Source organism: Pseudomonas sp. B8(2017) (genome assembly GCF_002113575.1).
In the GTDB taxonomy this organism is placed as follows: domain Bacteria; phylum Pseudomonadota; class Gammaproteobacteria; order Pseudomonadales; family Pseudomonadaceae; genus Aquipseudomonas; species Aquipseudomonas putida_Z.
This window is the reverse complement of sequence record NZ_NEIO01000011.1, coordinates 40546-54345: the sequence shown is the minus strand read 5'-3', so window position 1 is coordinate 54345 and position 13800 is coordinate 40546. Positions and strand designations below refer to the sequence as shown.

The 13800-nt window shown below is 64.7% G+C and carries 13 protein-coding genes; 10 read left to right on the top strand and 3 right to left on the bottom strand.

Going from position 1 to position 13800, the window contains the following annotated elements:
* The first annotated feature begins 100 nt into the window (after positions 1-100).
* On the top strand, positions 101-1666 hold the full coding sequence (locus CAG22_RS16780; protein ID WP_085705825.1) for a beta (1-6) glucans synthase: 1566 nt from the start codon (positions 101-103) through the stop codon (positions 1664-1666).
* Positions 1667-1799: 133 nt separating this feature from the next.
* On the opposite strand, the gene CAG22_RS16775 is transcribed toward CAG22_RS16780, so the two are convergent.
* The gene (locus CAG22_RS16775; protein ID WP_085589963.1) at positions 1800-2162 is read right to left on the bottom strand and encodes a hypothetical protein; all 363 of its coding nucleotides are present in this window, start codon (positions 2160-2162) and stop codon (positions 1800-1802) included.
* A 190-nt stretch (positions 2163-2352) separates the two neighbouring features.
* On the opposite strand from CAG22_RS16775, the gene CAG22_RS16770 reads away from it, so the two are divergent.
* Both CAG22_RS16770 and CAG22_RS16765 read left to right on the top strand, forming a co-directional pair.
* Positions 2353-3651: a serine/threonine protein kinase gene (locus CAG22_RS16770; RefSeq protein WP_025338072.1), complete on the top strand. Its 1299-nt coding sequence runs from the start codon at positions 2353-2355 to the stop codon at positions 3649-3651.
* Entirely contained in the window at positions 3644-4468 is an 825-nt protein-coding gene (locus CAG22_RS16765) for a VacJ family lipoprotein (protein WP_080958529.1), read from the top strand. The genes CAG22_RS16770 and CAG22_RS16765 overlap by 8 nt, the downstream gene beginning before the upstream one ends.
* A 113-nt stretch (positions 4469-4581) precedes the next feature.
* On the opposite strand, the gene CAG22_RS16760 is transcribed toward CAG22_RS16765, so the two are convergent.
* Positions 4582-5730 (bottom strand): patatin-like phospholipase family protein, encoded by a 1149-nt coding sequence (locus tag CAG22_RS16760; protein ID WP_085705824.1) that lies wholly within the window; start codon positions 5728-5730, stop codon positions 4582-4584.
* A 223-nt stretch (positions 5731-5953) separates the two neighbouring features.
* Positions 5954-6889 carry a lipid A biosynthesis lauroyl acyltransferase gene (locus CAG22_RS16755; protein WP_024086430.1) on the bottom strand — a complete coding sequence of 312 codons (936 nt, stop codon included), beginning with the start codon at positions 6887-6889 and terminating at the stop codon, positions 5954-5956.
* 111 nt (positions 6890-7000) lie between these two features.
* Here CAG22_RS16755 and minC point away from each other — a divergent pair, with 111 nt between their 5' ends.
* From minC to CAG22_RS16725, 7 genes are all read left to right on the top strand, one after another.
* Positions 7001-7759, top strand: a complete 759-nt coding sequence (gene minC / locus CAG22_RS16750) for a septum site-determining protein MinC (protein ID WP_025338069.1) — start codon at positions 7001-7003, stop codon at positions 7757-7759.
* Between the two features lie 101 nt (positions 7760-7860).
* Positions 7861-8673, top strand: a complete 813-nt coding sequence (minD, locus tag CAG22_RS16745; RefSeq protein ID WP_013971423.1) for a septum site-determining protein MinD — start codon at positions 7861-7863, stop codon at positions 8671-8673.
* A 3-nt stretch (positions 8674-8676) separates the two neighbouring features.
* Complete coding sequence (minE, locus tag CAG22_RS16740) at positions 8677-8931, top strand: cell division topological specificity factor MinE (RefSeq protein ID WP_025338068.1); 255 nt, start codon at positions 8677-8679, stop codon at positions 8929-8931.
* A 159-nt stretch (positions 8932-9090) separates the two neighbouring features.
* The gene (locus tag CAG22_RS16735; protein ID WP_011532730.1) at positions 9091-9726 is read left to right on the top strand and encodes an RluA family pseudouridine synthase; all 636 of its coding nucleotides are present in this window, start codon (positions 9091-9093) and stop codon (positions 9724-9726) included.
* A 169-nt stretch (positions 9727-9895) separates the two neighbouring features.
* Positions 9896-11185: a M18 family aminopeptidase gene (locus CAG22_RS16730; RefSeq protein WP_025338066.1), complete on the top strand. Its 1290-nt coding sequence runs from the start codon at positions 9896-9898 to the stop codon at positions 11183-11185.
* Positions 11186-11381: 196 nt separating this feature from the next.
* Positions 11382-11549, top strand: a complete 168-nt coding sequence (locus CAG22_RS28525) for a hypothetical protein (protein WP_170929313.1) — start codon at positions 11382-11384, stop codon at positions 11547-11549.
* 44 nt (positions 11550-11593) lie between these two features.
* Positions 11594-13747: a mechanosensitive ion channel family protein gene (locus CAG22_RS16725; protein WP_085705823.1), complete on the top strand. Its 2154-nt coding sequence runs from the start codon at positions 11594-11596 to the stop codon at positions 13745-13747.
* Positions 13748-13800 lie beyond the last annotated feature (53 nt).

Below are 13800 nucleotides of genomic sequence, written 5' to 3'. Positions count from 1 at the left end.
AGCACTATGCCATTAGCGCCATCGGCCTATGCCGCCCTGCGCGATCCTTGCATGCCAAAAGTTTGGCGCCGGGCTACTATCTACCCTTTTGCGCCTGACGATGGACCGCCCGATGCCCAGTTCTACCCGCCTGCTGCTGCCGTTGTACCTGCTTGCCTGCCTGCTTGCCCTGCTCGGGCTCGGAGGGCTCTGGTACGGGCTTGGCAAGCCGGTGCAACTGCCCGACGCGGCCAGCCCGACGCACAAGCTGCAATGCGCCTCGTACACCCCGTTCGACAAGGACCAGTCGCCCTACGACCAGCCGTTGCGTCTGCGCCCGGCGCGCATGGATGCCGACCTGGCGTTGCTGGCCGAGCGTTTTCAGTGCATCCGTACCTATTCCCAGACCGGTCTTGAGGCAATCCCGGCGCTGGCACGCAAGCATGGCCTGAAGGTGATGCTGGGTGCCTGGGTCAACGCCCACCCGGCCGACACCGAGAAAGAAATCGAGCTGCTGATCGCCGCCGCCAATGCCAACCCCGACGTGGTCAGCGCGGTGATCGTCGGCAACGAGACGCTGCTGCGCAAGGAAGTGACCGGTGCGCACCTGGCCACGCTGATCGCCCGGGTGAAAAGCCAGGTCAAGGTGCCGGTGACCTACGCCGATGTGTGGGAGTTCTGGTTGCAGCACCCGCAGGTGGCGCCTGCGGTGGACTTCCTGACTATCCACCTGCTGCCTTACTGGGAAGACGACCCGCGTGGCATCGACGAAGCCCTGGCCCATGTCGCCGATGTACGCCGGGTGTTCGGCACACGCTTCGCGCCGAAGGACGTCCTGATCGGCGAAACCGGCTGGCCCAGCGAAGGCCGCCAGCGCGAAACCGCGGAGCCCAGCCGGGTCAACGAGGCGCGTTTCATTCGCGGGTTCGTGGCCATGGCCGAAAGCAACGGCTGGCACTACAACCTGATCGAGGCGTTCGACCAGCCATGGAAGCGCGCCAATGAGGGGGCGGTCGGCGGTTACTGGGGGCTATACGATGCCGACCGGCAGGACAAGGGCGTACTCGAAGGGCCGGTGAGCAACCTGCCTTACTGGCCGCAGTGGTTGCTGGCCAGTGCCCTGCTGATGGTGCTGATGCTGATGCTTGCCGGGCGCCCCACCACCCCGGCGGCGGCCATGCTGCTGCCGTTGCTGGCGGCGTTTGGGGCAGGCTGCCTGGGGCTTTGGGGCGAGTTGATGCGCACCCATGCGCGCTTTGCCGGGGAGTGGCTGTGGGCGGTGCTGCTGGCGGGGCTGAACCTGCTGGTGCTGGCCCATGCCGTGCTGGCCCTGGCGCGGCGCACGGGCTGGCGCGAGCGCCTGTACGCCTGGCTGCAGGCGCGGGCCGGCTGGCTGTTGCTGGCAGCGGGTTTTGCCGCGGCGGTGAGCATGCTGGCGATGGTGTTCGACCCACGCTATCGCAGCTTCCCCAGCGCAGCGTTGGCATTGCCGGCGCTGGTGTTTGCCCTGTGGCCGGTGCCGGCGCGGCGGGCGGAGGTGGCGTTGCTGGCGTTCATCGTCGGTGCCGGCGTGGCGCCGCAGTTGTTTGTGGAAGGGTTGGAGAACCAACAGGCCTGGGGGTGGGCAGTGGTCAGTGTGCTGATGACCGCAGCCTTGTGGCGGAGCTTGCGCCTGCGCCCGGCCTGATATCCTTGGGACCGCTTCGCGCTCCATCGCAGGCAAGCCAGCTCCCACAGGAGTTATTCTGCCTATGAAATCGGCGCGGTCCCTGTGGGAGCTGGCTTGCCTGCGATGGGCCGCAAAGCGGCCCCTTTCAGCCTTACTCCGGCGACCTGACCAGCCGCAACCCCGCCAGCACCAGCGCGAACACGGCAATGCTGGCGGTATACAGCACCAGTGCCGGCACCGCGAACACCAACGCCACCACTGCCAGCCACCAGCCGCCACGCCCGGCAACCAACTGCGCCAGCAGCGCCAGCCCCAGCCCGCCCCAGGCCATCACCTGATGATGAATGCCCAGCCCCAGCAACGACCGCACCTCACACTGCCAGTACGCCGCCGGCGCCGTGCACAGCCCCACCCACTGCCCGTCCTCCATCAGCCCGTAGCGCACGCCATAACTGGCAGCAAGCCAAAGCCCCAGAAACAGCACAAGCAGCGCAGCCGGCAGCGAACGAGACATCCAGTTCTCCAATAGCGGAAATCGAAAGCATCCATGATCGCTTATGCCCAGTTGTAAGGCAAAATCACATCCCTGCAGCTATGTTGCAGATAACAAGCACACCAAAGACCACCGCGCCTGGCAACTTTGCCCGCCCCGTTGTGGTCCTAGCCTGCACACTGCTCGACCTTGCGTTCTTTTGGGGGATTACATGCTTCGATCTTTGCGCCTCGCTGCCTTGCTCGGCGGCCTGCTCATGGCTGTGGCCGCTTCGGCGCGGGATATCGACGCCGCAAGCTATGGCTACCCCTTGACCAACCCGTTCGAGGCAACCATCGCCACCACGCCGCCGGACCAGCGCCCCACCCTGCCCGGTGACGACGAAATCAGCCAGTCCGACTACAGCCTCAACCTGCGCCCGGACCGTGAGTTCACCCTGCCCGACAACTTCTGGGCAGTGAAAAAGCTCAAGTACCGCCTGGCCCGCCAGGACCACGAGGCGCCGCTGATCTTCATCATCGCCGGCACCGGTGCGCCCTACACCAGCAGCATCAACGAATACCTGAAAAAGCTGTTCTACCAGGCCGGCTTCCACGTGGTGCAGCTGTCCTCGCCCACCAGCTACGACTTCATGAGCGCCGCCTCGCGCTTCGCCACCCCAGGCGTCAGCCAGGATGATGCCGAAGACATGTACCGGGTGATGCAGGCCGTGCGCGCCCAGCACCCGCGCCTGCCGATCAGCGAGTTCTACCTCACCGGCTACAGCCTGGGCGCACTCGACGCTGCCTTTGTCAGCCACCTGGACGAAACCCGCCGCAGCTTCAACTTCAAGCGCGTGCTGCTGCTGAATCCGCCGGTCAACCTGTACACCTCGATCAACAACCTGGACAAGCTGGTGCAGACCCAGGTCAAGGGCATCGACCGCAGCACCACCTTCTACGAGCTGATGCTGGCCAAGCTGACCCGCTACTTCCAGGAAAAGGGCTACATCGACCTCAATGAAGCCCTGCTGTACGACTTCCAGCAGTCGCGCCAGCACCTGTCCAACGAGCAGATGGCCATGCTGATCGGCACCTCGTTCCGCTTCTCGGCGGCCGATATTGCCTTCACCTCCGACCTGATCAACCGCCGCGGCCTGATCATTCCGCCGAAATTCCCGATCACCGAGGGCAGCAGCCTCACGCCGTTCTTCAAGCGTGCCCTGCAGTGCGACTTCGACTGCTACATGACCGAGCAGGTCATCCCCATGTGGCGCGCCCGCACCGACGGCAACAGCATCCTGCAACTGGTCAACCAGGTCAGCCTGTATGCGCTGGAAGACTACCTGAGCAGCAGCGACAAGATTGCCGTGATGCACAACGCCGACGACGTCATCCTCGGCCCTGGCGACATCGGCTTCCTGCGCAAGGTGTTCGGTGAGCGCCTGACCCTTTACCCCCATGGCGGCCATTGCGGCAACCTCAATTACCGCGTCAACAGTGACGCCATGCTGGAGTTCTTCCGTGGTTAACAAACTCCTCTTCGCCACTGCCCTGTTCGCCGCCGGCCAGGCCCTGGCAGCCGAAACCGCCCCCCGGGCCAGCGTGATCGAGGCCGACCCGCAAGTCACAGAAGCACCACTGGCCCCCGAGGCCGATGGTTTCGTCGACCCGTTGCGCGAGCTGAAATTCAACCCGGGGCTGGACCAGCGCGAGTTCGAACGCTCCACCCTGCAAGCGCTGAACGTGTACGACCCACTGGAGTCGATCAACCGGCGCGTCTATCACTTCAACTACCGCCTGGACCAATGGGTGCTGCTGCCGATGGTAAGCGGCTACCAGTACGTCACCCCACGCTTCGTGCGCACCGGGGTGACCAACTTCTTCAACAACCTGGGCGACGTGCCGAACCTGTTCAACAGCGTGTTGCAGTTGAAGGCCAAGCGCTCGGCGGAGATCACCGCGCGGCTGATGTTCAACACCATCATCGGCGTGGGTGGGCTGTGGGACCCGGCGACCAAGATGGGCCTGCCGCGGCAAAGTGAAGACTTTGGCCAGACCTTGGGCTTCTATGGCGTACCGGACGGGCCGTACCTGATGCTGCCGGTGCTGGGGCCGTCGAACCTGCGCGATACCACCGGGCTGGTGGTGGACTATGCAGGCGAACAGGCGATCAACTACCTGAACGTGGCCGAAGCCAGCAGCGACCACCCGGAAATCTCCGTGCTGCGCGTGGTGGACAAGCGCTACAGCACCAAATTCCGCTATGGCCAGCTCAACTCGCCGTTCGAGTACGAGAAGGTGCGGTATGTGTATACCCAGGCGCGCAAGTTGCAGATAGCCGAGTAAGCCGATCCGGCCCTATCGCCGGCAAGCCAGCTCCCACAGGTCCTCACAATGCCCGGGCCTTCGGTGGTCCTGTGGGAGCTGGCTTGCCGGCGATAGGGCCATGACAGGCAACCTCAAATCCCCAGGAACTGGCAAAGCTCCCGCTTCTTGGCCAAGGCATCCTTTCGCCCCAGCTCTATCAGCTCGCAGCAGTAACTGGCCTCGAACAGCAAATAGCTCAACACCCCCGCCCCGCTGGTGCGTGTCGCCCCCGGCCCGCGCAGGAACATGCGCAAGGCCGCCGGCAACTCGCGCCGATGCCGCGCGGCAATTTCGTCCAGCGGCTGGCTGGGCGCCACCACCAGCACGTCGATTGGCGCCAGGCCCAGGCGCCGGGCGTCCAGGTGCGCCGGCAACAGGTGGCTCAGGTGGTTGAGGCGCTGCAGCAGCTCGATGTCGTCTTCCAGGCTGTCAATGAACGTGCTGTTGAGCATGTGCCCGCCGATCTGCGCCAGGCTCGGCTGCTGGCCGCTGAACACCCGCTGGGTCGGCAATGGTGGCGCCGGCCGCTGCGGGTTGCCGCTGACCCCGACTACCAGTACCCGGCTGGCGCCCAGGTGCAGGGCCGGGCTGATCGGTGCCGACTGGCGTACCGCGCCATCACCGAAATATTCATCGCCCAACCGCACCGGGGCGAACAGTAGCGGGATGGCCGCGCTGGCCAGCAGGTGGTCGATGGTCAACGGCGTGGGCATGCCGATGCGGCGGTGGCGCAACCAGGCTTCGATGGTGCCGCGGCCCTGGTAGAAGGTCACCGCCTGGCCGGACTCGTAGCCAAACGCGGTCACCGCGACGGCGCGCAGTTGCTCGGCGGCCAGGGAGTGGGCGATACCGTCCAGGTTCAGGTGCGCCTGCAGCAAGCCGCGCAATGGGCTGCTGTCCAGTAGTGCCACTGGCGCCGGGCCACCCACGCCCAGCAGGTTGTGGGCGACGAAGCGGCTGGCCTGGCGGACCACACCGGGCCAGTCGCTGCGGATGACCAGGTGGCTGCGGAAGTTCTGCCAGAAGGCAGTGAGCCGTTGTACGGCATCGTTGAAATGGGTGGCGCCGCTGGCCAGGGTGACGGCGTTGATGGCGCCGGCGGAGGTGCCGACGATGACCGGGAACGGGTTGTGCGCGCCAGCCGGCAGCAGCTCGGCGATGCCGGCCAGCACGCCGACCTGGTAGGCAGCGCGGGCGCCGCCGCCAGAAAGGATAAGACCGGTTACCGGGGGTGGGGCCATAGGAGTCCTTCCTGGGGTTGGTGTGCTTTCAGGCCCGGCCTATTCGCGGGCTTGCCCGCTCCCACAGGACCGCACAATGCCCGGCCCTGCGGGGAACCTGTGAGAGCGGGCGCGCCCGCGAATAGGCCGGCACAGGCAAACAGGACCGCACAATGCCCAGCCCTGTGGGGAACCTGTGGGAGCGGGCGCGCCCGCGAATAGGCCGGCACAGGCAAAGCAAGGCTCAGCGCTTCTTCTTGTCATACAGCCGCGGCTCCCCTTCGGGCCGCGACTTGAACCGGCGGTGCGCCCACAGGTACTGCTCGGGGCATTCGCGCAACACGCTTTCCACCCACTGGTTGATGCGCAGGCAGTCAGCCTCTTCGCTCTCCCCGGGGAAATCCGCCAGCGGCGGGTGGATCACCAGGCGATAGCCGCTGCCATCCTCCAGGCGCTTCTGGGTGAACGGAATCACCTGTGCCTTGCCCAACCGGGCAAACTTGGTGGTGGCGGTCACCGTCGCCGCCGGGATGCCGAACAGTGGCACGAACAGGCTCTGCTTGGCGCCGTAGTCCTGGTCGGGTGCGTACCAGATCGCCCGGCCCGAACGCAGCAGCTTGAGCATGCCGCGCACGTCCTCGCGCTCCACCGCCAGCGAGTCGAGGTTATGCCGCTCGCGGCCGCTGCGCTGGATGAAGTCGAACAGCGGGTTGCCGTGCTCGCGGTACATGCCGTCGATGGTGTGCTGCTGGCCCAGTAGCGCGGCGCCGATTTCCAGGGTGGTGAAGTGCACCGCCATCAGGATGGCCCCCTGCCCCGCCTGCTGGGCGGCCTGCAGGTGCTCCAGCCCCTCGACATGGGCCAGACGCGCCAGCCGGGCCTTGGGCCACCACCAGCTCATGGCCATTTCGAAGAAGGCGATACCGGTGGAGGCGAAGTTGGCCTTGAGCAGGCGCTGCCGTTCGTCGACCGACAGCTCCGGGAAGCACAGCTCCAGGTTGCGCGCGGCAATGCGCCGCCGCTCCCCGGCAAAGCGGTACATCACCGCTCCCAGCGCGGCACCGACTTTCAACAGGACCCGGTACGGCAACTGGACCACCAGCCACAGCAGGCCCAGGCCCAGCCACAGGCCCCAGAAACGTGGGTGAAGGAAATAGGGACGAAAACGCGGGCGTTCCATTGAAGCTTCCGGAAAGACAAAGGCCGCGCATTCTACAACGGATCAGCGCATGTTGCGGGCAACCGGTCTTATCGTTATAAGTCAGGGCACTTTTTTCGCAACAAGCCGTCTATGCAGACCATGAGCCCAAACCACACACCCGACACCGCCTCCGTGTTCCAGCTCAAGGGCAGCATGCTCGCCATTACAGTGCTGGAACTGGCGCGCAATGACCTTGAAGCCCTCGACCGCCAACTGGCGGCCAAAGTCGCCCAGGCACCGAACTTCTTCAGCAACACGCCGCTGGTGCTGGCGCTGGACAAGCTGCCGGCCGACGAGGGGGCAATCGACCTGCCCGGCTTGATGCGGATCTGCCGCCACCACGGCCTGCGTACCCTGGCCATCCGCGCCAACCGCATCGAGGACATCGCCGCCGCCATCGCCATCGACCTGCCGGTGCTGCCGCCATCCGGCGCCCGCGAACGGCCGCTGGAGCCCGAACCCGAGGTGAAGAAGCCCGAGCCGGCCCCTGTCCCGCCGCCAATCCTCGAACCCGAGGTGCGCCCGACCCGCATCATCACTTCGCCAGTACGTGGCGGCCAGCAGATCTACGCCCAGGGCGGCGACCTGGTGGTGACCGGTTCGGTCAGCCCGGGGGCGGAACTTCTGGCCGATGGCAACATCCATGTGTACGGCGCCATGCGCGGCCGCGCCCTGGCCGGCATCAAAGGCAATACCAAGGCACGTATCTTCTGCCAGCAGATGACCGCCGAAATGGTCTCCATCGCCGGCCAGTACAAGGTATGCGAAGACCTGCGCCGCGACCCGCTGTGGGGCACTGGCGTGCAAGTCAGCCTGTCTGGCGACGTGTTGAACATCACCCGTCTTTAACGGATACTTGCCAGCATTTTTAGTGCAACTTTTCTTACCGTTGCCGTTTATTTGTATTTTTGCAGGGACTTGTGTCCCGATTATTTTAGGGGTGAAACACCTTGGCCAAGATTATCGTGGTTACTTCCGGCAAGGGGGGTGTGGGCAAGACCACCACCAGCGCCGCCATTGGTACCGGCCTCGCACTGCGTGGCCACAAGACCGTCATCGTCGACTTCGACGTGGGCCTGCGTAACCTCGACCTGATCATGGGCTGCGAACGCCGCGTGGTGTACGACTTCGTCAACGTGGTCAACGGCGAAGCCAACCTGCAACAGGCCCTGATCAAGGACAAGCGCCTCGAGAACCTGTACGTGCTGGCCGCCAGCCAGACCCGTGACAAGGACGCGCTGACCCAGGAAGGCGTGGAAAAGGTCCTGATGGAGCTGAAGAAAGACTTCGACTTCGTCATCTGCGACTCGCCGGCCGGTATCGAGAAAGGCGCACACCTGGCCATGTACTTTGCCGACGAAGCCGTCGTGGTCACCAACCCCGAGGTGTCCTCGGTACGTGACTCCGACCGCATGCTGGGCATCCTGTCGAGCAAGTCGCGCCGCTCCGAGAACGGCGAAGAGCCGATCAAGGAACACCTGCTGATCACCCGCTACCACCCGGAGCGCGTGGAAAAGGGCGAAATGCTGAGCATCGCCGACGTCGAAGAGATCCTGGCGATCAAGCTCAAGGGTGTGATCCCCGAGAGCCAGGCAGTGCTCAAGGCTTCCAACCAGGGTATCCCGGTCATCCTCGACGACCAGAGCGATGCCGGCCAGGCCTATAGCGATACCGTCGACCGTCTGCTGGGCAAAGAAAAGCCCCTGCGGTTCATCGAAGTGCCGAAGCAAGGATTCTTCGCGCGCCTGTTTGGAGGCAAGTAAACCATGAACCTTTTTGACTTCTTTCGTGGCAGACAGAAAACTACCAGCGCGTCGGTAGCGAAAGAGCGTCTACAGATCATCGTGGCGCACGAGCGCGGCCAACGCAGCGAACCGGACTACCTGCCAGCGCTGCAGAAAGAACTGCTGGAAGTGATCCGCAAATATGTGAACATCGGCAACGATGATGTGCATATCGAGCTGGAAAACCAGGGTAGCTGCTCGATTCTGGAGCTGAACATCACCTTGCCGGATCGCTGATCCGGCGACCAGGCTTTAATCATTGGGGCTGCTTTGCAGCCCATCGCGACACAAGGCCGCTCCTACAGGGGAAATGCATAACCCTGTAGGAGCGGCCTTGTGTCGCGATGGGCCGCAAGGCGGCCCCAGTGTTTTCCCCGATATAACCGAGACCAAGCAATGCCGCTGTCCAACATCCAGATCCTGCACGAAGACGCCGCCATCCTGGTGATCAACAAACCGACCCTGCTGCTGTCGGTACCCGGCCGCGCCGAGGACAACAAGGACTGCCTGATCACTCGCCTGCAGGAAAACGGCTACCCCGACGCGTTGATCGTGCACCGCCTGGACTGGGAAACTTCCGGCATCATCCTGCTGGCCCGGGATGCCGACAGCCACCGTGAGCTGTCGCGCCAGTTCCACGACCGCGAAACCGAAAAGGCCTACACCGCGCTGTGCTGGGGCCAGCCGGCGCTGGACAGCGGCAGCATCGACCTGCCGCTGCGCTACGACCCGCCGACCAAGCCACGGCATGTGGTGGACCACGAACAGGGCAAGCATGCGCTGACCTTCTGGCGCATCGTCGAGCGCTGCGGTGATTACTGCCGGGTAGAGCTGACACCGATTACCGGGCGTTCGCACCAGTTGCGCGTGCACATGCTGTCGATCGGGCACCCGTTGCTGGGCGACCGGCTGTATGCCAACCCCGAGGCACTGGCTGCCCACGAGCGGCTGTGCCTGCATGCCTCGATGCTGAGCTTTACCCACCCGGTGTCCGGGGAGCGGTTGAAGTTCGAGTGCCCTGCGCCTTTCTGATTGTGTACAGCTTGTACTGGCCTCTTCGCGGCTAAAGCCGCTCCCACAGGGACCGCACCGCTTTCGACGGTTGTGCAGTACCTGTGGGAGCGGCTTTAGCCGCGAAGAGGCAGACACAATTTGTCGACCTAATACGCTAAACTCGCGCCACTGCTGTCTGGAGTGAGCTATGCGCGACGTACTGAATTCTGGCCTTATCGATTTCCTCAAGGCCTCCCCCACGCCCTTCCACGCCACCGCCAGCCTGGCCCAGCGCCTGGAAGCTGCCGGCTACCAGCGCCTGGACGAGCGCGACAGCTGGGCCACAGTGCCTGGCGGCCGCTACTACGTCACCCGCAACGACTCGTCGATCATCGCCATCAAGCTGGGCAAGCAGGCACCGTTGCTGAACGGTATCCGCATGGTCGGCGCCCACACCGACAGCCCGTGCCTGCGGGTCAAGCCGCAGCCCGAGCTGCAGCGCCAGGGCTTCCTGCAACTGGGCGTCGAAGTGTATGGCGGCGCCCTGCTGGCGCCATGGTTCGACCGCGACCTGTCGCTGGCCGGCCGGGTCACCTACCGCCGTGACGGCAAGGTCGAAAGCCAGCTGATCGACTTCAAGCTGCCGATCGCGGTCATCCCCAACCTGGCAATCCATCTCAACCGCACCGCCAACGAAGGCTGGGCGATCAACCCGCAGAACGAGCTGCCGCCGATCCTGGCCCAGGTGGCGGGTGACGAGCGCATCGACTTCCGCGCCCTGCTCACCGAGCAACTGGCCCGCGAGCACGAACTGATCGCCGATGTGGTGCTGGATTACGAGCTGAGCTTCTACGACACCCAGGACGCCGCACTGGTCGGCCTGAACGGCGACTTCATCGCCGGTGCGCGCCTGGACAACCTGTTGTCGTGCTACGCCGGCCTGCAGGCCCTGCTGGCCGCCGACAGCGACGAAACCTGCGTACTGGTGTGCAACGACCATGAAGAAGTCGGCAGCTGCTCGGCCTGTGGCGCCGACGGGCCGATGCTGGAGCAGACCCTGCAGCGCCTGCTGCCGGATGGCGACGCCTACGTGCGCACCATCCAGCGCTCGCTGATGGTGTCGGCCGACAACGCACACGGCGTGCACCCCAACTACGCCGACAAGCACGACGGCAACCACGGGCCCAAGCTCAACGCCGGGCCGGTAATCAAGGTGAACAACAACCAGCGCTACGCTACCAACAGCGAGACCGCCGGGTTCTTCCGCCACCTGTGCATGGCCGAGGAAGTGCCGGTGCAGAGCTTCGTGGTACGCAGCGACATGGGCTGTGGCTCGACCATCGGGCCGATTGCAGCCAGCCACCTGGGCGTGCGTACGGTGGATATCGGCTTGCCGACCTTTGCCATGCATTCGATTCGCGAGCTGTGCGGTAGCCATGACCTGGCGCACCTGGTGAAGGTGCTGAGCGCCTTCTACCGTTGCCGCGAGTTGCCTTGATGCCTTGATGCAAACAGGCTTGGCCTCTTCGCGGGCTCGCCCGCTCCCACAGGATCATCACAGCATTCAAGGTCTGTGCAGTACCTGTGGGAGCGGGCATGCCCGCGAAGAGGCCGGGCCTGCTCAAGGTCAATCCCGCTTCGCCCGCTACCCGCTATGCTTGTTACATGGCCCCACTGCAAAAGGATTGCTGTCCATGTCCCCGTTCCTGTCCCTGTTCGTGCCGGTGTTTCTGTTCCTGATGCTGCTGACCATCGGTTTCAGCCTGCGCGAGCGCAACATCGGCGTACTGATGATGTGGATCGGTACCTTGGGCATCTTCGGCCTCACCTGCTGGAAGATCCTCGAGAAACTGCCGTCATAAACCTCTACACTCGGCCAATCGTTTGACCTGAGGTAGTTTTGCCAGTGCCTGCCCTCCTGCGTTGCCTGTTCCTGCTGCTGTTCCTGTTTGTCACCCCGTTACAGGCTGCGGGCCTGCCAGGCCTGCTGGGTGGCAGCGCGCCCGCGCAACCTGAGGCCAGCGAACCGCTGGGCAAGTCGCTGGACGAGGTGATCAAGAACCTGGAAAACGACCAGCAGCGGGCCAAGTTGCTGGCCGACCTGAAAAAGCTGCGCGACGCCACCAGGCAATCGCAACCCACCGTCGAACAGGGCGTGCTCGGCCTGATCGGCGGCGCCCTGCATGACTTCGAAAAGCAGTTCAGCGGCGATGCCAGCCCGTTCCATCGCTGGGCCGCGGAAATCGAACAGGCCCAGGCCGAACTGACCGAGTTGATGGTGCCGGTGCACCAGTGGCCGGCCATCCTGTTCGGCTTTGCCGCCGTCATTGCCGTCTGGAGCGTGCTGGCCTACGCCTTCAACTGGGTCGGGCATCGGGTACGCCTGCGTTTTGGCCTGAGCGAGGAACTGCCACAGCACCCGCGCACCTGGGACCTGGTGCGCTTTGCCCTGCGCAAGCTGGGCCCGTGGCTGGTTGCGCTGTTGTTCACCGTGTACCTGAGCTTCGTGCTGCCGCCGTCGCTGGGCAAGTCGCTGGCCATGGTGCTGGCCTACGCACTGGTGGTCGGCACCTGCTTCTCGGCCATCTGCGTGATCGCCTTCTCGCTGCTCGACGGCCCCCACCGCCACCGCGCCCTGCACATCCTGCGCCACCAGGCGTTTCGCCCGCTGTGGCTGATCGGCAGCTTCGCCGCGTTTGGCGAAGCGATGAGCGACCCGCGCCTGATGGTCGCCCTCGGCACCCACCTGGCCCACGCACTGGCCACCCTGGCCAACGTGATTGCGGCGCTGTGCACCGGGCTGTTCATCCTGCGCTTCCGCCGCCCGATCGCCCACCTGATTCGCAACCAGCCACTGTCACGGCGCCTGACCCGACGCACCCTCAGCGACACCATCGAGATCCTCGGCAGCTTCTGGTTCGTGCCGGCACTGATCCTGGTGGCGATTTCGCTGTTCGCTACCTTTATCTCGGCCGGCGACACCAGCACCGCCCTGCGCCAGTCGCTGATGTGCACGGTGCTGGTGGTGGTGTGCATGGTGCTAAACGGCCTGGTGCGCCGCCACGCAGCCAACCCCAAGCGCGCCAACAAGCGCCAGGCGGTGTACGCCGAGCGCCTGCGCAACTTCGGTTACCTGCTGGTGCACCTGTTCATCTGGCTGGTGTTCATCGAGTTGGGGCTGCGCGTGTGGGGCCTGTCGATGATCAGCTTCGCCGAGGGCGACGGCCACGACATAAGCGTGCGCCTGCTGGGCCTGGCCGGCACGCTGATCGTCGCCTGGCTGGTGTGGATCCTTGCCGACACCGCCGTGCACCACGCCCTGGTGCGCTCGCGCCGAGGCCTGGCCAACGCCCGCGCGCAAACCATGATGCCGTTGATCCGCAACGTGATGTTCGTGGTCATCTTCATCATCGCGGTGATCGTCGCCCTGGCCAACATGGGCATGAACGTCACCCCGCTGCTGGCGGGTGCCGGTGTAATCGGCCTGGCCATCGGCTTTGGTGCGCAGTCACTGGTGGCCGACCTGATCACCGGGCTGTTCATCATCATCGAGGACTCGCTGGCCATCGACGACTACGTCGATGTGGGTGGGCACCTGGGCACGGTGGAGGGGCTGACCATCCGTACCGTGCGCCTGCGTGACATCGACGGCATCGTGCATACCATCCCGTTCAGCGAGATCAAGAGCATCAAGAACTACTCCCGCGAGTTCGGTTACGCGATCTTCCGCGTGGCGATCCCGCACAGCATGAACATCGACCAGGCGATCACGCTGATTCGCGAAGTGGGGCAGAAGCTGCGCAACGACCCGCTGATGCGCCGCAACATCTGGTCGCCGCTGGAGCTGCAGGGGGTGGAGAGCTTCGAGTCGGGGTCGGCGATCTTGCGGGCGCGGTTCAAGACTGCGCCGATCAAGCAGTGGGAGGTGTCGCGGGCGTTCAACCTGGCGTTGAAGCGGCAGCTGGATGAGGCGGGGCTGGATTTGGCTACGCCGCGGTTGTCGGTGCAGGTGGTGACGGCCGGGGGTGGCGGGATGGCGGAAACCGGTTCCGCCAGTTAGGACCCTATCGCCGGCAAGCCAGCTCCCACAGGGATAGCGCATGGCTCGAGGCC

Coding starts and splice junctions, on each gene's coding strand:
- CAG22_RS16770 (WP_025338072.1), top strand. CDS start 2,353: ATGCTTCGATCTTTGCGCCTCGCTGCCTTGCTCGGCGGCCTGCTCATG.
- CAG22_RS16760 (WP_085705824.1), bottom strand. CDS start 5,730: ATGGCCCCACCCCCGGTAACCGGTCTTATCCTTTCTGGCGGCGGCGCC.
- CAG22_RS16775 (WP_085589963.1), bottom strand. CDS start 2,162: ATGTCTCGTTCGCTGCCGGCTGCGCTGCTTGTGCTGTTTCTGGGGCTT.
- CAG22_RS16735 (WP_011532730.1), top strand. CDS start 9,091: ATGCCGCTGTCCAACATCCAGATCCTGCACGAAGACGCCGCCATCCTG.
- CAG22_RS16755 (WP_024086430.1), bottom strand. CDS start 6,889: ATGGAACGCCCGCGTTTTCGTCCCTATTTCCTTCACCCACGTTTCTGG.
- minC (WP_025338069.1), top strand. CDS start 7,001: ATGCAGACCATGAGCCCAAACCACACACCCGACACCGCCTCCGTGTTC.
- CAG22_RS28525 (WP_170929313.1), top strand. CDS start 11,382: ATGTCCCCGTTCCTGTCCCTGTTCGTGCCGGTGTTTCTGTTCCTGATG.
- CAG22_RS16780 (WP_085705825.1), top strand. CDS start 101: ATGGACCGCCCGATGCCCAGTTCTACCCGCCTGCTGCTGCCGTTGTAC.
- CAG22_RS16730 (WP_025338066.1), top strand. CDS start 9,896: ATGCGCGACGTACTGAATTCTGGCCTTATCGATTTCCTCAAGGCCTCC.
- minE (WP_025338068.1), top strand. CDS start 8,677: ATGAACCTTTTTGACTTCTTTCGTGGCAGACAGAAAACTACCAGCGCG.